Annotated in this window: 16 protein-coding genes; all 16 read right to left on the minus strand. The window is 32.2% G+C overall.

What is annotated here, in order from left to right; all coding sequences use genetic code 11:
• Positions 1 to 552, minus strand: coding sequence for a 16S rRNA (guanine(966)-N(2))-methyltransferase RsmD (rsmD, locus tag HPY57_11970; GenBank protein ID NPV12493.1), 552 nt, complete (start codon positions 550 to 552; stop codon positions 1 to 3).
• Positions 553 to 555: 3 nt separating this feature from the next.
• Positions 556 to 1473, minus strand: a complete 918-nt coding sequence (locus HPY57_11975; protein NPV12494.1) for a hypothetical protein — start codon at positions 1471 to 1473, stop codon at positions 556 to 558.
• A gap of 6 nt (positions 1474 to 1479) precedes the next feature.
• Positions 1480 to 2019: a hypothetical protein gene (locus tag HPY57_11980; protein ID NPV12495.1), complete on the minus strand. Its 540-nt coding sequence runs from the start codon at positions 2017 to 2019 to the stop codon at positions 1480 to 1482.
• Between the two features lie 14 nt (positions 2020 to 2033).
• Entirely contained in the window at positions 2034 to 2486 is a 453-nt protein-coding gene (locus tag HPY57_11985) for a helix-hairpin-helix domain-containing protein (GenBank protein NPV12496.1), read from the minus strand.
• On the minus strand, positions 2486 to 3655 hold the full coding sequence (gene dnaJ, locus HPY57_11990; GenBank protein NPV12497.1) for a molecular chaperone DnaJ: 1170 nt from the start codon (positions 3653 to 3655) through the stop codon (positions 2486 to 2488). Before dnaJ ends, HPY57_11985 begins: the two co-directional genes overlap by 1 nt.
• 3 nt (positions 3656 to 3658) lie before the next feature.
• Positions 3659 to 4393 carry a nucleotide exchange factor GrpE gene (grpE, locus tag HPY57_11995; protein ID NPV12498.1) on the minus strand — a complete coding sequence of 245 codons (735 nt, stop codon included), beginning with the start codon at positions 4391 to 4393 and terminating at the stop codon, positions 3659 to 3661.
• 12 nt (positions 4394 to 4405) lie between these two features.
• Positions 4406 to 5461 carry a heat-inducible transcription repressor HrcA gene (gene hrcA / locus HPY57_12000; protein NPV12499.1) on the minus strand — a complete coding sequence of 352 codons (1056 nt, stop codon included), beginning with the start codon at positions 5459 to 5461 and terminating at the stop codon, positions 4406 to 4408.
• A gap of 153 nt (positions 5462 to 5614) precedes the next feature.
• On the minus strand, positions 5615 to 6754 hold the full coding sequence (locus HPY57_12005; protein ID NPV12500.1) for a glycosyltransferase: 1140 nt from the start codon (positions 6752 to 6754) through the stop codon (positions 5615 to 5617).
• Positions 6751 to 8343, minus strand: coding sequence for a hypothetical protein (locus tag HPY57_12010; protein NPV12501.1), 1593 nt, complete (start codon positions 8341 to 8343; stop codon positions 6751 to 6753). The genes HPY57_12005 and HPY57_12010 overlap by 4 nt, the downstream gene beginning before the upstream one ends.
• 140 nt (positions 8344 to 8483) lie before the next feature.
• Positions 8484 to 11507 (minus strand): T9SS type A sorting domain-containing protein, encoded by a 3024-nt coding sequence (locus tag HPY57_12015; protein NPV12502.1) that lies wholly within the window; start codon positions 11505 to 11507, stop codon positions 8484 to 8486.
• 640 nt (positions 11508 to 12147) lie between these two features.
• On the minus strand, positions 12148 to 14940 hold the full coding sequence (locus HPY57_12020) for a serine hydrolase (GenBank protein ID NPV12503.1): 2793 nt from the start codon (positions 14938 to 14940) through the stop codon (positions 12148 to 12150).
• Positions 14941 to 15044: 104 nt separating this feature from the next.
• Entirely contained in the window at positions 15045 to 17684 is a 2640-nt protein-coding gene (locus HPY57_12025; protein NPV12504.1) for a RecQ family ATP-dependent DNA helicase, read from the minus strand.
• 961 nt (positions 17685 to 18645) lie between these two features.
• Positions 18646 to 19131: a hypothetical protein gene (locus tag HPY57_12030; protein NPV12505.1), complete on the minus strand. Its 486-nt coding sequence runs from the start codon at positions 19129 to 19131 to the stop codon at positions 18646 to 18648.
• An 80-nt stretch (positions 19132 to 19211) separates the two neighbouring features.
• A complete protein-coding gene (locus HPY57_12035) occupies positions 19212 to 21971 on the minus strand; it encodes a T9SS type A sorting domain-containing protein (GenBank protein NPV12506.1) in 2760 nt (919 codons plus the stop codon).
• Between the two features lie 9 nt (positions 21972 to 21980).
• Positions 21981 to 22439: a hypothetical protein gene (locus HPY57_12040; GenBank protein NPV12507.1), complete on the minus strand. Its 459-nt coding sequence runs from the start codon at positions 22437 to 22439 to the stop codon at positions 21981 to 21983.
• Positions 22440 to 22590: 151 nt separating this feature from the next.
• Positions 22591 to 23838 carry a glucosyl transferase gene (locus HPY57_12045; protein ID NPV12508.1) on the minus strand — a complete coding sequence of 416 codons (1248 nt, stop codon included), beginning with the start codon at positions 23836 to 23838 and terminating at the stop codon, positions 22591 to 22593.
• Positions 23839 to 24032 lie beyond the last annotated feature (194 nt).

Here is a 24032-nt window from a genome sequence, read left to right on the forward strand (position 1 = left end):
TTATTTAGCTCCAAAGACTTTTAAATAAATTACATCACCGCCTACTTTTCGGTATGGCTGCATTTGAAATATCTCACTGTCTTCTTTAATTGTAGATCGACTTCTCTGAATAACCAGCACTCCACCGTCATTTACCAATCCACGATAAATAATGTTCTGATAAACGACATAAATTGTATCAGAATTATAAGGCGGGTCAGCAAAAACTAAATCGAATTTATCAGAGGTCTTTTTGGTAAAATTTTCCGCTGTATCTTTTATAACTTTTACTTTATCCTCAATCCCAAGAGAAATTGCATTTTCAATAATAAGTTTATAAGTCTGAAAATCTTTTTCAACAAAACTACAGATTTTTGCTCCACGACTAATAGCTTCAAATCCAACTGCACCTGTACCTGCGTAGAGATCTAACACACTTATTCCATCAAAATCGATATAATGTCTTAGAATATTAAACAAAGTTTCTCGATAACGATCTGTGGCAGGCCTTAATTCAGGAGATTTAATGGTTTTAATTTTTCTGCTTTTTAATTCACCTGATATAATTCTCATTTATTATCTCCTGAGGGCTATTCCGCAAGCTGCGGTAAACTCGTGGAAGTTTTCATAAACAGGAGAGTTCAGCACATTCTTGTTAATAATAAAGTTCTTGAATGGATTAATTAATACCACTTCGACAGGTACAATCGAATTTAACTCTTCGACAAATCTGCTCTTTAAATTTTCGCCCCAGATATAAATTTTACCAATTCTGTTTTTCATACTTTTAATAATTGGTGCGAGTTCTTTCTCGAAGTAATTTAAAACCTCTTCTTGATTATTGAAAGTCACTTTTCTGTAATTAACCAGAGTTCCTGATTGTATCAAACTTAACTCAAAAAAATCTGATTTAAGAGATATTAAAAAGTTATTTGATAAAGAGAATTCTGGATAGACAGCAAAGCAGAGTGTTTCTGCCGAAAAATGATCAATATCTGTAATTTTAAGTTTAATGCCCAAATCTTCAAACAAATATTTGAAAAAGTTCAAGAAAACTTTTTGAATGCTGAGGAAAATGATTGAATCAAATTTACTATCTGGTTTAAGGTAAATTGGGTGAAATGCAATTGAATAATCCTCGTGTTTTTCGTTATAGAAGTGTTGAGAAAATTCCCAGATTAAATGATCTTTTAATTCTTCAGGAGATAAGTTTCTTTCGACGGGTAACTTTACAACGTAAGATAGAGTTGAATCAATTGCAAGATTTATTTTTTTGTATTCAAGGTTCTCAAAGGGAAATTTTTGGAGGATATTGTAAATCTTTAATCTATTTTCTTGCGATATGTAATTTATAAGATCTAATGGTTCATGGAATGGGATTTTTTCAATTGATTTTAGTTCAATTCGTTGATCGGATTGAGTTTCGAGTATAACCCAGTAGAGACTTTCACGACCAATGAAAAATCCGACTGAGTTAACTCGAAACCCATCCATTAATAATTATTTTTCTCCCCAGCTTGTAGTGTTAACTTTTAATGGATTACTTAGATCACCAATCGAACCATAACCATCGGGACACTCGATATAATACAACTCCCCTTTAACAATAGTTGTATCAATTCTTAAGAAGCGTCCGCTTCGAGTAAATACTGAATCGGTTCTTAAAGTTGAATCAATCTGCAATACATATTCACGGTGAGATTTAGGAGACCATCTAAGTGAATCAAGCACGAATTGACCATGCTTAAGCGGCCTGAATAAGGAATCAACTTTTGCTTGAATATTGGGATCTTTCTTAAAAATATTAAACAAGGAATCAAAACTATCAGTATATTTCCCGTGTTTTTCTTTGTACAAAAGTTCAAGCTGTTTGAGATTTAACATTCTAAGTCTTGATTCCTCTTTGAAGTATTTTTCTTGTTCAATTACTCTTTGAGGTTCAAGAATAGCTACTTGAATTAAAAGATAAGTAAGTCCAACAATAATTAAGATAAGAATGATGTGTATATATGCAGGTTCTGATTTTTGAGCAGTAGACATCTTTCCTCCGAAAACTATTTTGTTATGATTAAATAATCTTTAATTTTTTCAAAAGTTTTTTGGCCAATTCTTTCTACTCTCATCAACTCTTCAATTTTCTTAAAACCACCAAATCTCTGGCGATATTCAATTATTTTCATTGCTGTTTTTTCACCTATTCCTGGCAACTTGCTTAATTCTTCAACTGTCGCTTTGTTGAGGTCAATGCTTTGTTTTTTTAATGAATTATCTCTTTTAGGATTGATAATCGTTTCCGATTTATCAATCTTTTCATCGCTAAAAACTGCGACTAATATACTATCTATATCAGTATTTTCAAATTGATTTTTAGGCTTTTCAACTTGAAAGATTAAATTGAAATTCTTAAGAATTACGCCTCCAATTGTAAACAAAATAAGGAAGAGCAGAATTGTAATCTCTTCCTTTGTAAAAAAATTTTTTGGATTGAGTTTACTCCAGATAGACATTAATTCCAGATGTCTTTGAAATGCTCAAATATATTTTTTGATTTTTTAGTCCGCTCTTTTGGCTTAAAGTTTGGACTATTCATTAATGTCTGCATTAATTCTTTTTCTTGATTTGAAATTTTCTGAGGGACATAAATATTAACAACAATAAGCTGGTCGCCTTGTTTTTTTGTATTTATGTTCGGTAATCCTTTACCTTTCATTCTCAATATTTTTCCTGGTGAAAGACCTGGTTCAAGTTTTATTTTCGCTTTTCCAGTTAGAGTAGGTACTTCAACTTCTCCACCTAAAACAGCCTCAGGAATTGATAAATTTAATTCATAGATAATATCATCACCCTGTCGTTGAAAAATTTCGTGAGGCAATTCTTCTACAACGACAATCAAATCACCCGCTGGGCCACCACGTCTTCCAGCATTTCCTTCACCGCGTAAAGTCAAATAATTTCCTGTGGACACACCTGCTGGGATTTCAACATTTACAGTCGCTTCTTCTTGAACCCTTCCTTCTCCGCCACAAATTTTGCAAGGATTTGAAATTACCCTGCCTTCACCGCCACAATTATTACAGGTTGTAATGTTCACAAACTGACCAAAAACGGAACGACTGACCTGTCTAATTTCACCTGTTCCATTACAAACTGGACAAGTCCTATGCCCGCTTCCACTTTCAGCGCCAGTGCCATTGCAAGATGAACATTTCTTATATCTTTTGATTTTGATTTTCTTTGAAACCCCCGTTGCAATTTCTTCCAGGGTTAGTTTAATTTTTACTCTTAGATCACTGCCTCGTTGAACCGAACCAGTTCTTCTTGATCTTGTTGAAGTTGAACCACCAAAAAAATCATCAAAAATGCTTCCGCCGAAACCTGTCCCGCTGAAAATATCTCTGAAGGCATTAAAGATGTCATTAATATCAGTATATTCTCTAAAATCAGTTCCCTGCATTCCAGCATGACCGAACTGATCGTACCTTCGTCTTTTTTCTGGATCACTTAAAACTTCATAAGCTTCAGCTGCTTCTTTGAATTTTTCTTCAGCTTCTTTATTACCCGGATTTCTATCAGGATGATATTGCATTGCGAGCTTACGGTAAGCTTTCTTTATCTCTTCTTGCGAAGCATTTCGAGGGACACCCAGAACTTCATAATAATCTCTTTTCGTTGCCACCTATTATTTCACCTCCTCGTTGTTGTTATTTTGATTATCATTTGAATTTGTTTGAAGATTCGATTCACTAGCAACAATTACTTTTGAATGACGAATTACTTTGTCATTCAACAAATAACCTTTTTCAACTTCTTCAATTATGGTTAATGGTTCAACTCCATCTTTCGGAACCTGAAGTAATGCTTCGTGATAATTGAAATCGAAAGGTTGATTCATTGCTTCGATTTTTTTCAAGCCATAATCAGAAAGTACTTTCATTAATTTATTATAAATCATTTCGACACCCTGAAGAACTGAATTGTTTTTCAATTCTTCTTTGCTGAATGTTAATGCTCTTTCAAAATCATCAACAATTGGAAGCAAATCTTTAATCAATTTCTCATTTGAATATTTCACAAGTTGAAGTTGATCCTCAGCAACTCGCTTTTTGTAATTTTCAAATTCAGCCATTTTACGAAGGAACTTATCTTTCCATTGATTTACTTCTTCTCTTAAAGTATTAATTTCATTTTGTAATTTTTCCATTTCGCTTATTTCTTCTGCTCCTTTCTCTTCTTCTTTTTGTTCTTCGATTAATTCTGATTGTTGTGTTTCTAAACTTTCACTTAAAGTCTCTTTATTCTGAATTTCAGAATTCTGTTCTTGTTGTTCATTAATTTTCTGATTGTCATTAATTTGGTTATTATCAGAATTTAAGTCTTTCTCTAATTCATCATTAAATCTTTCTTTATCTGCCATATTTTCACCTCCTTATTCGTTAACTTTCTTACTCAAAATATTAGTGAGTAGTTTTGACATATAACCAACAATTGCAATTATTTTTGGATAATCCATTCTTCGTGGTCCAATCATTCCAATTACACCATCAGCATCACCAAATTTATATTTAGTTGTAACCACACTGAATTCAGTCAATTTCTCATAAACATTTTCTTTTCCAATAGAAACCAGGATCTGGTCATTTTCAAGTTTGCTTGTTCTTTCAAAAATATGAAGAATAACTTCACGATCTTCAATTAATTCAATTACTGCTTGAATATGTTCTGTATCAGAGAATTCAGGTATCTGTAAAATATTCTTCACACCTGAAATGTGAACTTTCTCGATTTCTTTTTCCTCAGAGAAAATTTTATCCAGAGAATCTATGAACAATCTCACAATTCCAGTTTTTTCATCTTTTAAATCAGCAACCCTATCCACAAAAGTATTTTTGATTTCTTCGAGAGATAAGCCTGCGATTCTCTCATTCAACAAATTCTGAATGTATTCAACTTTATCCTGTTCAATTTCAATTGGGAATTCGAGATCAATTGTTTTAATAATTCCGCCTTTAAGTGATAAAACAACAAGCAAAACTTTATGTGGGAGAATGACCAATTGTATTCTTTCAAGTGTAGCCTTCATTATTTGTGGATAAGTTACCAATGCAAGCTGGGAGGATATCTTACCGAGTATTCTTGATGCGATTTTTAAAAGCTCTTCTTCATCTTCAAATTTCTCGGGGTTAAACTCTTTATCAATTTTTCTTTTGAGCTGTGGTGCAAGATGAGGTTCTTCCATCAATAAATCGACATAGATCCTGTAACCAAGATCGGTCGGGATTCTTCCAGCCGAAGTGTGCGGATGATAAATTAATCCTCTCTCTTCAAGGTCAGCCATTACATTACGAATAGAAGCCGGACTTAAGCCAAGTTGATACTTTTTGCTTATAACCCTCGAACCGACCGGATTTGCAGTCAAAACAAAATTTTGAACAATGCACTTTAAAATCTGTTTTTCTCTTTCCGTCAATTCTATGTTCACCATATCAAAACCTCGTTTACTAATATATTAAAACTTGAAATTTTAAGTTGAGCATAATTTTGAATTGTTCATTTTGTTTCGGATTTGATCAAAGTAATTTTCGGCTACCTGGACAAATATCAGATTCTTAAAATTTTTCTAAAGAAAATTTAATATTTAGCCTAAAATTTCATTAAAAACCCGTTCGATTGACATAAAACTATTATCACGAATAAAGGTTTCAATATTCTTTGAAAATTCCTCAATATTTGATGCAGAAAAATATTTTTTGATTCCTTCTGCCAAAGCTGCTGGATTTTGAGGTCCAACAACAAATCCAGTCTTTCCCTCCTGAACGAACTCAGGTAAACCGCCGACATTAGTCACTACAACAGGTTTCCTAAAACCATACGCAATGTTCAAAATCCCGCTTTGAGTTGCAGAATTATAAGGTAGTACAACCAGATCCGCTGCTGAGTAATATAATCCGACTTCTTCATTTGGAACAAATTCATCAATTATCAAAACATTTTTACTAAGATTAAGTTCTTTGATCCTGTTGAAGTATTTATCTTTTGATTCATAAAACTCACCAACAATAAGAAGAAAGTAATTTTCATCTTCTTTCAACAGCAAAGGCATTGCATCGATCAAATTCATTAATCCTTTATAAGCTCTTACATAACCAAAGAAAAGCAAAACCTTTTTGTTTTCATCAATTCCCAATTTTTTTCTTGCGCCGGATTTTGAAAGGGATTGATCGAAACCGTAACAATCATAAATTGGCAAAGTTGAACGATAAACTTTTTTGTCAGGATATAGTTTTCTAATTCCTTTTTCAACAACATCAGACAAAACCAAAAATTTGTCAGCTGATGCAAGGGCATAGCGAGTTAAAATCTTGTCGTAGAACATTGATTCATGTGAAATTATATTTTCAGTAATGAATAAAATCTTACCTTTAAAATATTTGCGAATAAGTCTTCCAATAGTTCCAATTGAAAATCCAAAGAACGGTTGATACCAAATGAACGCAACCAGATCAGGATTTTTTCTCTTGATGTAATTGGCTGTCTTTATCCAGGTAAAAGGATTAATTGAATCAATCAACCGAGTTGAGGGATGAACTTTGATCGGAACTTTGCTGACATCTTCCTGCCTTGTTCCTGGAAAAAGTATTTGCGGATAAAGACGAGTGAAATTTATGACTTCAATCTCAAATGATTTTGATAATGCATCATAAAGATGAGCAACAAATAATGCATTTCCACCGCGATATGGATATGCTGGCCCAACTAAAATGATTTTCTTTTTCATAGTTTTAATTTAATTACAAGCATATGATTTAATTTTTGATACTTTAATCTGCTGTCAGTGAAAACTTTTACAACTTCATATTTATCATTCAAATCTTTTGGAAAGTAATATTTGTTTTCTGGCTTATCACTCAAAAAATAATCTACAAGATATTCGATTTTGTTTTTCTTCAAATACTCAATATACTTTTCATCTCCCTGCTTGTATGCATTGATCAATTCATCATTGTTTACCATACCATCAAGATTCACAAATCTCATTTGGGTAAAATAAGAAAGAATGCCTGTATTTGCAGAGCCCATTATTTTATCTTTAGGAAGATTTTCTTTTATCCAATGTGCGGTTTTAAATGCAAGCGTCTGTTCGTGCTGAGCTGTGAAAATTTTTATTCCGCCAATTGTAAAAACAATAATTACAAGTGCAATTACTAAATGATTAGTTCTATCAATAGACAAAGAAAATTTATCTTTTATCCACTCAGAAATTAATAAAGAAAAAATCACTGCCAGAAATATGATCTCTGGCAGAAAATAGTAGAAACGATATTCCCAGAAATAAAGCGTGTAAAATGAATAATGAAGAAGCAAAAATATCAGAATAAATCCATACCCTTTGAAATTAAGAAAAACCTTTTTCAAATAACCAGATTTTAAGAATAAAATAATCAGTATGACAATTACAGCGATCACAATATAAACTGCTATTTGCTCGAAAACTCCAAAACCTCTATTTGCAAAAAGATCAAAATTAAACGGAAAGAAAAATCTTCTTATTTCATATAGAAAGAAATCAAGCGTGAAATAATCACCTACCTGACTCAATACAACTTTATGATTGTGAAAAACTTTTGCTCTTCCACTAATCGGGACGAAATGTCCAAAGCTTAAATAATTGTAAACCAGATAAGGTATAAATAGAATTGAAAAACCCAAACCGATAGAGAAAATATTTTTAATCTTTTCAACAAAATTCATCCTTTTAATAAAGAGCAAATAAATTGCAATTGCAAGGATGTAAAAACCTCCATCGAGCCTTGAAAAAGCTGCAAAAGAGATAATTGAACCCAAGATAAATAATTGAAAAGATTTCTTTTCGCTGATTTCGTTTCTCAGATATTTTTCATAATAAATGACAGAAAGAATAAGAAACAACCAGTAAAAGTTTGTTTCGAGGCTTTTGAAATTAATTGCAATAATGACTGGATTCAAGAACATAAATACAACCGATAAAATGGCAGCAAACTCACTTTGCGAAATATTTTTGATAAAACGATAGGTGAAATATGCTGCAATTGTTGAAATTACAGATAAAATAATTTGACTGATAATTACCGGCGTCAGCAAGTCGTACTTAAAAATTGAGTAAATGAGCACAAGAAACCACAGAACAAGCGGCTGATAACCGTTTGTTTTATTTATCTGGTCAAATGTCGAGCCGTATCCATTTGCAATGTTCTGTGCAATTCTGAAATAGTAATAACTATCATCAGAAGAAATTCCATGAGTAATTGAATATTCAATTGAAAAAGACAGAATAATTCTGATTACGAAACCAATCAATAGAATTGTGTAAAGTAATCTCCTGTTCATATTAAATTATCTTCCAATTCCATATCTATTTCTTGCAAAATTAAGTCTAAGTACGGAGGTGAAAAAATTAAAGCAATCAAGAAATAAATCATTCTTTTCTCTTTACAGGAATGATTTAAACTAAGCGATTATCATTTTAACTATTTAATTAAAATCATTTTCTTGCTCAAAGATCTTGAACTTGTCTGCAGAGTGTAGATATAAACTCCAGAATTTAAATCATCCGCATTGAATTCAACATTGTAAATGCCGGGATTTCTCATTTCGGAAATTAATGTTTTTAATTCCCTTCCAAGAATGTCATAAACCTTTAGAGAAACAAATTCTCTTTGAGGAATAGAAAATCGAATTATGGTTTTTGAATTGAATGGATTTGGATAGTTTTGATTCAATTCAAAATTGAGCGGGATTTTAATTTCTTTCACCGAAGTTGCGGTTAGATCATATTGGATGAATTCATTTGATTCGATATCACCATTCCCATTACCAGCAGGACATTGAGCGAACAAAGTTCCTCCATCTTGAGTTTGGTAAAGCCCAATTGCTAAATAAACTCTTTGGGGCATATAACCAAGTTCAGAGCTCAAATTGATCGTCCCTTCTAAAATCTGGCCGGATGCATTCTGAACAATCCCGCTTGCATCAAACCAGCCCGACCAGTTGTTGGTGCTTTCGTTTCCTAAAAAAGCAATCCATTGAGATACTTTTCCAGTTTTCGCCCACGGTGCATTGGTTAGATTCCGTAAAGAATCAGTCACGAAAATAAAAACATCTTTATTCTGACTCTGAGCGGATTGTGTTGCTGCATAAAGTTCTGAACCATTCCAATCGACATATAGATCAACATTCTGGTTTGAAGCAATTTTACGGGCGGTTGAGTCAACCTTACCATCCATTATGAATTGATGAGTTTGACTTCCGCTGTCGAAATATATGTGGTAATCCTGACCGTTATTATTATCCCAGGTATTGTCATCAAAATGAATAACGAAAGCAATTCGATTGATAACTTGTTCTGGTTTGTTGAATGGACCAATTTTAATTGTCAGTGTTCCGTTTAAGTCAGGACCAGTCATTGGTGATTCGACGGCTGGACCTGTTCCATTGAATAAAGTTGTTCCTGAAGTCCAATAAACTTGATGAGGTGTCTGCCATTGGTTCCCAGAATTATTTACTCCCCAGTGGAGTTTTGCTCCAATTGTTGAATTTAAAACCTTGATTGTTATCGTATCGTTACTGGTTGGATTTTCAGGAGTCCAGCTTACACGATTCTGATTTCCGGTTGAAGAACTTCCGACCCAAACTTCCTTAATTTCTGATCTTGCAACATTATCAAAGCTATCTATTGCTTCAACATAATATCCAATCAGCTTATTTGTGTAGCCAGTGATTTCGGCAAAATATTCTTTTGCTTTGAAAAGAGGCTGAGGATTTGTTAATGATGTCTGAGTAACCCCAGTCATATCAATCTCAATCCAGTCTGTGACTTCACTTCCGCCAGCGTAAGTTTCATTGTCAATTGAATTTTTTGAATTCACACCGTCTAAATCGATTCGATATTTTAATTTCACCGACTTGAGACCGCTTTTATCAAAGACATAAGTCCAGATTTTAAAATTATTCGGCTGCTGAATTCCGAATTCTGTTCCACCTGGGTTATATGGATCTCGTTGAGGAGAGAAAATTGTTGGCGGAGTATTATCAAGTCCACCAATATTTTGAGTTAGATTAATTGCCTGATTTGCAGCTCTTGTTGGGTGAGAATCCCAGATACCATTCAGAGAACCATCCCAGTACCAGTAATCGCTTGATTGAGCTACAAGTAAATAATTTAATGCCTGCTGAACATCTGGATGAGAAGGATTATTTGCCAATGCTGTTTCAACAAAATTTTTTGCTGCAGTCACAACAGCCCAGCTGTTTCGATCTGGACTATAACCATTTGCGTCTGGATCACCGAGCCATTTTTTAAATTCCGGATCGCCGTTATCAGCACCGCTCCAGCTTCCATCTTCAATGTGAATTACATCATTAGTATCAGGTGGAAACATCTGCAAATAATCTTCAATTGTGGTGCAAACAAATCTATTCGGATTTGCCTGAAGCCAGTTAACAAAATTTTGGAAATTGTTATTGTAGTAAGATTCGCTTCCGCCGCCGTAATTATCTCCATCGTGATGAAGAACAACAAGAATTGGATGCTGAGGATCTGTATTGTAAGGTTCAAGTTGAGAAAGAACAGATTCATAATTCAAAGCTCCAAATCCACCTCTGCCATCTTCGTTACCGAGATATCGATCAGCTGGAACAGCAATTATTTTTTTCTTCTCACCAGTTGAAGGATTAACAAATTCAACATAATGTGGTTGTCTTCCCCATCGTGCTGAATTTCTTGTCGGTGCCCATAAACCGTTTAATTGAATCCAATCATTTGGATTTGGATTTCTTACATCAGCTTTATTTGGTTCAAGGATATTACCAGTTGTACTGTACGGATAACCTTCGCAAGCTCTATCGAAATGAATATTGTCAACCAAAACCCATTTCAAACCTTCGTCTACAAGAGCTGGAATTATACGATTTGAGAAAGCGTTTTCTGGCGGAAAAATTCCTTTTGAGTAATTACCGGGGAAATTTTGATTAAAAATTTGTTTGTGTTTTTGAATTTGTCTTCGAATATCATTGTAATCAATTAAAGGCATTAACGGATGGAAGTAACCAAAGCCTACAAGATCAAGTCTTGGATTACCAAGTGATGTTGTTTGATTTTTAATGTAATTCCAATGAGACTTCCAGTTTTGAAAATTTTGATTTCCAGATTGTTCAAGATTGTTTAGATTTTCGATCAATGAACCTGAGAAACTAACCTGAGCACCAAAGTGAGGAAGATTTGCATTAATTCCTTTTTGTATTGCGTTCTTTGGCCAGGATGTGTATGGTCCAAATCTTTGATTATGAATATCAATAACTGAAAAAGGATAACGATTATTTTGTTCTGTTTGAATAATACTTTCATAGGGCCAATAAATAGGTTGATGCATATGCCAGAGAAATGCAATGTAAATAGGCGGATTTGTTTTCTCTTTTTCCAGATTCTTGTTTTGAGAAAAAAGTTCTAAAGAAAAAACGAATGAGATAATCAAAAATATTTTTACCAATTTCATTATAAAACCTCGAATATTTTACAATAAGTTAATGAAAGCGAAATGTGGAGGCAATTAGTTTTTTAAGTTATGACCAAAAAACGTATGATAAGAAATCAATTTAATTGAAAGTTCTATTTCAAATCTGAAATATTATTGGTAGTTAATTGAACATTAAATTATCGAAGTTATTATTGTGATTAATGATTAAATTTCGAGCTACAAATTTCACGAGTGTAAGTGGATACAATTGGGGGATATTCATATCTAAATTCTTCAAAGTTGAAAAATAAATCTAATGAACATTCTATTCTTAAAGAACAAATTTGTTCTTTAAAATTTCGATTTTGAGATTATTTTATTTTTAATTTTTGAATTGGTAATTGCTCTTGAGATTTTTCTCAAAACCTTGAAGGTGTTTAATTTGATTAGTACCCGATCGTGTCGAGGAAAAATAAAGTTAAAAAAGATCTTTGATAGGTTTCTTTGTGAATTTTTTCTAATTATTTGGTTTGTTCATCAAAAATTGCAGTAAATTTTTTAAGCATTTCATCACTAAGTACAAAAAATAAAAATCTCTAATGGAATTGTTATAGATTAAATCACATTTACTTGTATCAGCGTAAAAGCAATTCAAATGATCAGTATTATCAACTCAATTTCAATTCTCATCTAAAATTTTCACTACCGCATCGTGAAGCAATGGTCGGAAATTAATAATCTTTGTATTTTCTCTTGTTGGATAAACTCGATTGCTCAAAAAGATTATTATTAAATTTCTATCCTTATCAATCCAGCAAGATGTTCCAGTGAAACCTGTATGTCCAATAGAATTATTGGATAGAAGTTTACCTGCTGAATTTTGATCAGACTTTGTATCCCAGCCAAGAGCTCGAGAAGAACTTTCGGAAAATCTTTTTGTGAATAATTCAACAACCTGAGAATCAATAAATCTTTTTCCCTGGTAGAAACCTTTTTGCAATATCATTTGAAGTAAAATTGAAATATCATAAGCAGTTGAAAAAAGTCCAGCATGACCAGCAACTCCATTCAATAAATAAGCAGTTTCATCGTGCACTTCACCGTGGATTTGTTTCATCCGCCAGTAATTATCCAGTTCAGTTGGAGCTATTCTATTTTTCAAATCAGCTGGCGGGTTGAAATATGTATCTCTCATCCCAAGTGGATTAAAAATTTCATCTCTGCAGAACTCATCTAATTTCTTATTTGAAATTTTCTCGATAATCTTTCCAAGCAAAATCATTCCGAGATCAGAATAAACTGCTTTCGAACCGGGATAATATTCTAAAGGTGTATTTAAGATATCTTTGATCACATCATCTTCATTTTTACAGAATGAATAAAATTTTTTCCAGGCTGGCAAACCTGAATTATGAAGAAGCAAATTTCTAATAAGTACTTTTTCCTTATTTTCTCCAGTAAATTCAGGAAGGTAAAATTGAACAGGCTTTTCAAGTTCAAGTTTTTTATTTGAGACAAGTATCATCGCTGCGGTTGTCGTTGCAAGAACTTTTGTAAGCGAAGCAAGATCATAAATCGTATTTTTCTCAGTCTTCTTTGATTCAAGATTGTAATCTAAATGCCCATAAGCTTTGTGGTAAATAATTTTACCATCTCTGGCAATTAGTAAAACTCCGCCAGGGAAAGTTGTATCCTGAATTGCTTGATTAATCATTGTGTCGATCTTGCTAAATTTATTATCAGTAAAACTTTGAGTAAAAGAAGTCTCATCAAGCAGTGAGCTCTTTTTGATATTCAATCCTGAACCAATTTTAATTTCTGTATTTGGAATTGTAACGGGTGATTTCCCTTGAATGTCAATCTCTCCAAATAAAGCTTCTGCTGCAGCTTGTTCCGAAAATTTTGTATCGCCATAATTATTTAAATATGCGTTAACATCGGGAAATTCACTTAATAAGTACGGGTTGCCGTGTGAAATCATTACAACAGGTTTTTGAAGTTTCAAAATCAACTTGACCAGATTGGTTTGTTTTTCGGTCAGCCAGATTGTACCCTGGTAAGAGCGGACTTTTAAGTAAATAGATAAAATTATAATATCCGATTGTTTACACTTTTCAAGTGCTTCGTTATAATCTTCATCGCTGCTATTCAACAAAATTTTTTTTGATTGAACTTGCGGCAGCCTTGATCTAATCAAATTTCTGAAATTTTCTCCGTCACTTTCGTTTTTGCTGTCAATTATGCTAATGTGAGAATATTTAATCTCAGGATTCTGTGATAATGGCAAAAGATTATTTTCGTTTTTAAGCAATGTGATTGATTTTCTTGAAATATCAAGAGCAATCTTTAAGTGCTCTTTCCTTCCGACAATTGAAGAAATTTTATCAAGATCAACAAAACGATTTTTATCGAGTCCCAACCATTTCTTTACCATTAAAATTTTTCGAATGGAATAATCAAGTCTATTTTCGTCAATCTCACCTTTTTTCACTGCATTAATAATTGCATCGATAGCTTCGACTGGGTCGTCAGGGAAAAGAATACAATCGTGGCCAGCTTTAATCGCTTCAACTGTTGCTTTTGCTGTAGAGTAATAATTCGTAATTCCGTGCATATTTAACGCATCAGTCACAATCAGTCCATTGAATCCGAGCTGATTCTTTAATAAATCAGTAACAATCTTTTTTGAAAGTGATGCTGGAACTCCTGAATCTCCTTCAATTGATGGAACTGCCAGATGCCCAACCATTATTGACATCACTCCAGCTTTTATGTTTTCTTTGAATGGATAAAGTTCAATTTTATTCAAATCATCAATTGAAGCTGTGATGACCGGCAAATCGAGATGAGAATCAATGCTTGTGTTCCCATGTCCAGGAAAATGTTTGGAAGTTGCAATCATCCCATTTTCTTGCAATCCTTTTAGAAAAGCATTTGAATGTTTTGCAACAAGTTCGGGATCTTCACCATAGGATCTGACATTTATAATTGGATTCAACGGATTATTATTCACATCGGCAACAGGAGCATAATTTTGATGAACACCAATTGCTCTTGCTTCTTGCGCTGTGATTTTTCCAAGTTCATAAGTTAGTTTTTCATCGTCTGCAGCCCCAATTGCCATAGTATTTGGAAATGCAGTAGCCCCATCAATTCTCATCGAAACTCCGTGCTCATAATCAGCAGCAATTAAAAGAGGAATTTTTGCGAGCCCTTGCATTTTATTTGTCAGAATAGCTTGTTCATATAACTCACTTAAAAAGAAAATCAAACCTCCAACTTTTTTCTCCTCGACTAAAAATTTTAATCGTTGATACTCAGGACTATCATCGCTCATATAAGTTCCATAAACATTTGGAAAAACCATCTGACCTGCTTTTTCTTCCAGCGTCATTTTAGAAAGAGTTTCTTCAACCCAGTTGTCATCGTGGTTGAGTAAAATATTTTCATTTTTTTGTTGATGTTGCTTCATCTTAAAGCACCCGAAATGAATGATTGATAAAATTAATAAGATGTATAAAAAATATTTTTTCATAACCTGATCTTTGAATTTAATTTTTTGTTTCAAGCAAAAACTCAACTTTTATTTTTCTGACTTTTGTTTTTATGAGCGAGATAAATCCTTATTTCAGCAAAACTAATATCTTGAGGTAATTTTGATTTAATTAAGGGAAGAAAATTCGTGTTTGTTTCATTCACAACTTTTTCAATTAATTCAATATGTTCTTGGGGAATCAATTTCGAGATATCAAATTCATATGAATTATCAATTAAAGTAACGATGTGCTCACCTATAATTGTATCGCTTAAATTTCTTCTTTCACAAATTTCAATCAAACTTAAACCTTCTCTAATCATATTCAAAGTGATGCGGACATTTTCTGGAAGGAGTTTATCTTTTTCATTATTCGATGAGAAATTTTCTAAAATAAAGTTATTTATTTCCTCAAGCATTGCCTCGCCGCACTTTAGAAAAATCTTTTCCGTCATATTTGGGATAAGATAAAATTCTTCTTTTGTTCTAGGCATTTTAATTGAAAGTTCTCTTAAAATTTCATCAGAGCAAATTAAAAATTCAGGCTGGTTAAATTTTGATGCGAGATGCTTTCTGACATTTTTAAGGCGATCAAACAGAGGAAGATTTTTTCTAAGATCAATTTGTGATGGAGAAGGTTTCTTTGGTTCAATTTTCAATTCTATTACTTTCAAATTTTCAAGTTCTTCTTCCCCTTTTTGAGTAAGCGAAAGTGTTGGATATAGAGAAGCTGCTTTTTCTACTTTATCTTGTAAAATTAGATCATTTATTTTTTGTTTGATTTTTTCTTTATCAATACCACTTAAGAATCCATAGGTCGAAACATTAAACAATTTATACTCAATAATTTTTTTAGACTTCGAACCTCTCAATATGTCCACAATAGTCGATGTCCCAAATCTTCCATTTACTTCCTTTATGGTTTTCAAAATTTCTTTTTCAATGTTTGTTGATGAAAGATCAATTCTAGATTTCGAAGCTTTACAATTGTCACAATTATCACATTGAAAATTTTCAGGGACTTCTTCTCCAAAATATTTCAAAATATACTTCCATCGACAATCGTTTGAGAAGACAAAATTTTCGATCTCATTTATTCTTGTAATTCCGCGTGCGAGATGTTCTTCAATCTCAGCAAAATTTATTGGTAATTGCTCGGAGTACATTCTTGGTTTTGTGAAATAAAATCCTTCGTTGAATGTTATCAATTTGTATTCAATCAAACCGCTTTGATCGAGTTCATCTAAAACTTTTTCAATCTGCGATCGAAATATCTCCGTTTCTTGAATTAAGTTTGAAAGATTAACTCGAACATCTTGTTTTGTAATAAGCGTCCCAAACTTTCTAAATAAATATTCAATAAGTGAGATCTCGTTTACAGTTAAATTACTTTTTATTTTTTCAAAGTCATTTGGAGTAATAAATAAACGAATAGTTATGAAGTCATTTTCAGAAACGATTTTTATTATTTCATTTTTCTCAAGTATTGCAATGATTGATTGAATCTGTTGTTCTGGGAAGTTATCTCCAAGAATAGAATTGATTTTTTTAAAATCGATTGGAAAAACTTTTTTGCTTTCTTCACCAATTTTTAGTTTGAGAAAATCATTTAGTTTGTTATAAAAGTGTAAGATTTTTTTTCTATCGGGAAAAGAATTAGCCAGAAAATATTCATAGATTTTTCGATCTGAACTTGAGTAAATCAAATAAGCAAACGCTTTAAAATTATCTCTTCCTGCTCGACCAATTTCCTGATAATAACTTTCAATAGAGCCTGGCATTCCAAAATGAATTACCGCTCTTATATCTGGCTTATTGATTCCCATTCCAAACGCATTTGTTGCAACTATGATTTCTGATTTATTATTTATAAAAAATTCTTGAATGGTTTTTCGTTCATCTTTAGTCATTCCTGCATGATATGGTAGAGAAGAAAAATTTTTTGAAACAAGTTTCTCATTTAATTCTTCTGTGTCTTTTCTGCTTGGACAATAAATTATTTTTGTACCTTTCACATCCTCAAGCAAGTCATAAACTTTTTCAAATCGATTTCGAATTTTAAATACCTCGATGTAAATGTTTGGTCTGAAAAATCCTTTAACGAAAATTTTTGGTGATTTCAGATTAAGTTTTTGAATAATATCTGCTCTTACTTCTGGAGTTGCAGTTGCAGTAAATGCAGCAATTGGACATCTCGGAATTCGTTCAAACACCTCAGAAATTTTTAAATAACTTGGACGGAAGTCGTGTCCCCACTGACTGATGCAGTGAGCTTCATCAATCGCTAAAAGTGAAATTTTAATTTTTTTGATCAAGTCCTGAAAATTTGGAGTGATAAACTTCTCAGGTGAAACATACAAAAGTTTAATTTTTCCTTCTAGAATTTTACCATTAACAGATTGTTGTTCACCAAAGGTTTGAAAACTATTCAGATAAGCAGAAGGAATTTTATTTTTTATTTGTTCAACTTGATCTTGCATTAAAGAGATTAATGGAGAGATGACTATTGTCAACCCATCCAAAATTATCGATGGAAGTTGATAACAAATTGATTTTCCAGCACCAGTTGGTAGAATTGCAAGGACATCATTTTTCTGGAGAATTGATTTAATTATCTCTTTTTGAGGATCTCTAAACTTTGTGTAACCAAATGTTTCGAAAAGTAATTTTTCAAGTTCCATTGAATTTAGAATTTATTTAGAAATTTGATCAGAGTTTTAATTTAAAATACGATTTTTCATTAAGCTAATTTTTTCTTCAAAACTTTATTTAATGATTGAGATTACAAAAAATCAAAATTATAAATTTACTTAAAGCCATTTTTAGTCGATAAGTTTAATTTTTTGTCTATAATTCAACTGTATCAATAAAAAAAAATGTCTTCGCATCATTTTGAAAAGAGAAATTAATTCATCTCTCATAAATCCGCATTGCCAAAAATGGCAATGCTTTGCAAACAAATCATCATAAATGATGATAGAAAATCTTTTCTTTATTAGTTGAACAAATTTCTTAAAAAGTGAAAATCATAAAATTCCTCATTCAACCTATTCAGAATTGCAATTTTTTTTCAACTGCTACCCCGAACACAATTCGGGGCTAAAAATATTTAACCTTTCGGCGTTGCTATGAAAAAAAAATTAAAGAACCCCGAAGGGGTTCAATTTGATTAGCCACCAATAGCAATTGGTGGAAAATATTAAAAACCAGATCATAGAACCCAGAAGGGGTTCAATGTGATTTTCGAAATTCTCTATTTTCACCCTTAACCCACCTCAAACTTGAACTAATTCACCTCGAACCTGAACTTGTTCACCTTAAACCTAAACTAATTCATCTCTGAGGTCAATTAGTTCACCTTTTACATAAACTTTTTCACCTTTGAGGTGAATTAGTTCATCTCCGAGATGAATTAGTTCACCTTTTAGGTGAACTGGTTCACCTTTGAGGTGGGGGGGGATACCTATGTAGGTGGAGGGGGGTACCTATCGGGGTGGGTACCCCCACCTACATAGGTGGGGGGGTATACCCTGATAGGTAGGTTTTTCTCATTTTTTTAATACTTTGTCAATCTGGCACTAAATTGTCATTCTGGCAAAATACATTTGTTTATTAAATATTAAATTTTATTTATGCAATATCTCATTGTGGATTTGGAGTATTTCCGCTCGGTTTTGTCTTACCCTGCCCTACAAATCTTTTACCAAGTTCATTTACTACCACATCCGTTCCAGGTACATTTTGTTTTGATGCATTCTTTGCTGAATTGTAAAATGATAATGCTGCTATGTAAGCCTCGCTCCCTGTTGCTATATATGTATCACTTAACTTCTCATACAATTGAGCTACTAAATTTAATATATCTCTCAACTTATCACTTAACTCATAATCTTTTCTCAACTCTTCAACATTGATATAAGGTGGGACAAGATTTGGATTTGATTGTGCCAGCTCAAGTGCTTTCTCCACAAATGGAATTGTTTTATCTCCCATCTTGGGAAGATTTATCCTTTCCTCCGGTGTCAGATTTATCAAAAACGGAAGTTTTTGATAAATCTGATTTATTAAATTTATTACTTCGTTTTTTTCATCGTCTTTTAACTCATAACTGATGTTTTGATATGGCATTTTTATTTCTCCTTTCTTTTTGATTTTAGTTTATTAATAAAAAAAGCCAGCCTCTTTTTGGCTGGCTTTACTTTGGTTAATTATTTCAATACAACCATCTTCTTTATAGATGTAAACTCTCCCGCTTTCATCTGATAAAAATATACCCCACTACTTAATCCCAATCTCCCTGCATCAAGCTCTACTTCATATTCTCCTGCATCTTTTACCTCGTTTATAATTGTTGCAACTTCCCTCCCAACTATATCATAAAGTTTTATCATCACTGGCTTTGTCTCTTTTACCGAGTATCTAATCTTTGTCACTGGATTAAATGGATTGGGGTAATTTTGGATCAACTCATAAGAATAAACTTTTTCTCCAAGCATACCTCTATAACTTATCTGTTTCATTGCTCGCTTCTTCTGTAAGTTGTAAGCTGCATCACTGAACTTATCTGAAAGCGAATAGTATGGATCAATGTTATTAATTATTACAAGTCTTAATTGAACCATCCTCTCTCCCAATCCCTCTGTATTAACATAATAATTTATGTTCTCATACTTCGATACATTCTCTGAATTATATGTAACCTCATCAAACAAACCTAAAATTTCCTTTGTGTTATAATCTATCAATTCAACTCTAAATTTAATGTAATCTGTATTTGTTAATGCTTCTTTTAACGCACTCGAATCTGTCACCCCATATTTTATCGTATAAACAAATCCTGAGTTATCATTTACCATAAATGGCTTACTGATTAAATATCTGTTTGCATTCTCGAGTGTAATCATTCCAACTGTATCTGGAACTTCATAAAATTCTACTTTTTGATCTCCTACTTTTATGTCTCCTATTGAGTAATAAACATCTGCTCCTTCCTTGCTTACTACACCCTCTCGACTATCTTCTGTAACTACTAATTCCTCCGGTATTAATTCTCCATATATAGCCCTAAAATTAATCGGATATGGTGAAACTGATGTGTTAATGGAAAATGAAAACATATCTTCAGGAACTATTCCATTTGTCACATAAACATCCACCCCTCTTAAGTTTCCGAGTTGATAAATTGTCTTTATATCTCTCGAATCTACATATTGAACTGGCAAATCATTCCCTCTTGTCCAGGCAAATGTCCATCGTGTATTACATCTATTCAAACTTACACTTTGAACATCATCTCCAAATGAATAAAATATCCCTTTGTTTGCAAGTGATGTAAATACTGCTCGGCTTTCATCAGGTATATAGTTATTTTCAACAGGATAAAATTTTCTTTGCCCTAAAAATCCAATATGAGCAAGTTCTGCATTAACGGCTACTATATTCCCATTTGTACATAGTTCATATCCGCTACCCTTTGTTATTACATCAAAATTTGAAAAATAATTTTCAGTTAAATTTGATGTATATCCAAATCTTATGTAACAAAGTTCTGAACTGATATCACTACTTCTTTCCTCCCACAGTAAATGACCAAAATCTTGCATAGGTGCATAATTGTTAGTTGACTTCACAAGACTTAATGAAGGATTTATAGATAAATTAGTCGAATTTTCAACTTCGCTCTCATAAATTCTCCAGCTTACTCCATCAAATTGTAATCTCAAAAACTTTAATGGCTCACTATTATTTAATTTATAAACTACAAAAACATTATTATTATAAGCACCAATTACTGGTTTAGAATCTACATCATTTTCGGTTGAAAAAACATAAACATTTGAAACATTCCCATTTTCATCTATCATATCTATTAAAATTCCATTTTCACTCCCTTCTTTTAGATGACTTGCAATGTAGATTTTATTATTCCAATCATCTACTGAAAAACTTTTTACTTCTTCTGCTCCATTAATTATCTTTGGTGCATACCAGCTGGTTCCATTATTTACACTCTTTTCATACCATATCTTACCCATACTTACATAAAACAAATGCAAATCCCCATTCGATGTTCTAATTACTTTTCTCTGTGATGTATTTGATATTGCATTTACATTATTGCTCAATAAACTACCCTTATAATTTGCACTTACAACTGCACCTTCCTGCTTAAAGACAACCGGTGTTTCAAGTGAATTTGCATTTTGAAAATCTGCACTGCCCTGTGGACTTGCACTCCAGTTCTGGAAATAAAATTTGTGCATCTTACCTGTATGAGATAAATAAATATCCTGCACTGCATCTGCTTTTACGGAGTAGTAGGGTTTGTTTGATGCAATTTCTTGATTTAAGAAGACGCCTTTTTCACTTGCACCTTCTTTCCCAGTTGGTTCATAAGTCCCGTTAGCTATTATCCAGTAATTACCTGGCTGGGTTCCATCTTCTTTTACATACCAGGGATCTTGAAATTTAAACGATCCTTTATCTGGTATGAAATAACTCTCTAATTGTGTTTTTATTATAGCATAAAAAAGTTTATCAAAATAAGCTATCATGTCTTTATTATTTTTTATGCTATCACTGTTTTTTAAATAAAATTTTAATCGATTTAAATTCCAATTATTATGTTTATATAACCAACTACTTAAGAATTTGCGTTCAATATTAGTCTCAAAATCATAAATTCCTTCTAAAAGTGAGACTGTTGAATTTGATGGATAAATTCCTTTACCAATAATCTTTATTTGATCACCTAAATCTTGATTATCAAGTGTTCTATTTGCTAGATAAACATTATAAAATGGGATAGAATAAAAATATTTTATAATATTAACCTCGCAACTATGTAATCTTCTAAAAATTCTGGTTTCACCACCAGAATTATCTTGCATTAAAGTTTGCTGTCCTGGAATATTATAATGACCCTTTCCAAGTAATATATGACCTAATTCATGAGCAATTACAGTCACAAGATCATTTTATTCCTGTGATATATTTTTTTCATAGACCCAATTTAGAGAATAACAAATATTGGGATAAATAGGGTCACAACATCTACCGAAACCTAATCTAATTTCTTTATAGTCTTCACTTGTTATTCCCCAACTACATAAATTTTCTTCAAAAGATATTTTTATATCAGCTTCCAAAGAATTAACTGGTAATTCAGTAAAATTTATTTTTCTATAAGGACCAATTTGACTTATCCATATATTTACCGCAGACCGAATTGCTTGAAGAACTTTAGTAGTATTTAATTGACTTTTTACACTGTCAATTAGTACTTTGTCAATATTAAAATTTATAAATGACCAAGTTACATTATTTGTAGTTATGTTTTGCTTCCATGTATCAGGTTGGTTTGGACAACCATCTTGACCAAATAAATGAAAATTATTTATTAAGGTGAAAATAAAAATAAAAGTTAACGATTTCATTTTTTCCTCCTTTATATTTTGTTTTTGTTTAACTAAATTGATTTAAAATAAAACTACTTTTTATATAAAAGTGATCAGCCTTTCTTTAAGTAGTTTTTGCCGTTAAGTGTCCACCACACTTAACGGCTAATTTTTTATGATCAATCTTCCATCATTTGTTCAACCTTCTACCCAATAATAAAAATGCTCTATTGTTATAAATACCATAATTATTTATTCCTGTAATAGCAACTAAGTTATTCTTTATGGCTAAACCAAAAATGAGATAACTTTGATTTTGTAAAGGATTACCAATTAAAGTGTGAGTATACCCATTAAAATGATAAATATTGCCCCTTATACCTGCATCTATTAAATTATTATAACTATCTGAATTTATTACTCCATCATATATTGAATTAAAAATCACATATTTATATCCAACATTTGCTTTTAAATATTTGCGATAAATAGCATTATTTGTTTTAACAAATAAATAATTTGTTCCGGTTGCTAAACTATATATTGGAATATTTTCTAAATCATTTATTTTATTTACATCTTTCTTATTTTTTACTTTAAGTAAGATACTCTTACCATTATCGTATCCACTGATGTAAACTTCAGTTGTATCAATTCCTTTCGTTATTGAATTTAGATGAATATCCGTCCCACTCTCTATCTTCGTCCATTTCCTTCCATCCCAATGCGCTATGTTGCCATTGTTGCCTACTGCGTATAAATCCTCACTCGTGCTGCCCCAGAGTTTGTTGATTGACATTGAAACATTCGATGGTAAGCAAAATTTGTTTATTTGAATACCATCTTTTAGAATTGCAATTTTATCTCCACTTGAACTTATCCAAATTTGTCCATCATCGAATATAAATATTGCTTTTGCTGGATATGAAGAAAGACTTGTTCCTCCACAAACGGATGGGAAATATATTCTCTTCAACTCCCACTTAGTACCATCCCAGTGGACTGCGTTGTATGGTTGAATCCAATTGCCAAGTGAATCATATGTGTATGTATCTTTTGTGTAAATCTCTCCCACTGCCCAGATGTTATTTTCATCTATTATTGCTACATCATAAAGAACGCTATTACCTTTTTCACCAAACTCAAATATCTGCCAGGTAAACTCGTGGCTTGTTGTGTCCATTGTCTCAAAGTTTACCTTTGCGCTTGTGTATTCCTTACCATCTGACCCTCTTACTTTTACATATACATCATACCTCCGCTTTGGTAGTAAATTCTCTATGTAAAATATAGTATCATTTGTGGTAGATATTGTAAAAGATTTCGTAAGATAATTTTCTCTATAAACATCAACTCTTACTGGTTTTGGGAGATTATTTAATCTTAAATTAAACCAGGCTTCAGTGCAGCTTGCATCTTCAAATTCTAACCATAACATTTCAGATCCATTAGGCTCAGAGGGTGATTTTTTGCAAGTGAGGGTGGTAAAGAAAAATATAAATACAAGTAACAGAAAAAATACCTTTTTTATAATCTTATACATAAAAAACCTCTTTAATAGGTTTTTGTAGTTTTTTAATGAGTATATTATTTGTTTGATTGTAGGCGGGGGGGGGGGAAGGAATAATGAAG

This window comes from Ignavibacteria bacterium (assembly GCA_013177855.1).
Classification (GTDB): Bacteria; Bacteroidota; Ignavibacteria; order Ch128b; family Ch128b; genus Ch128b.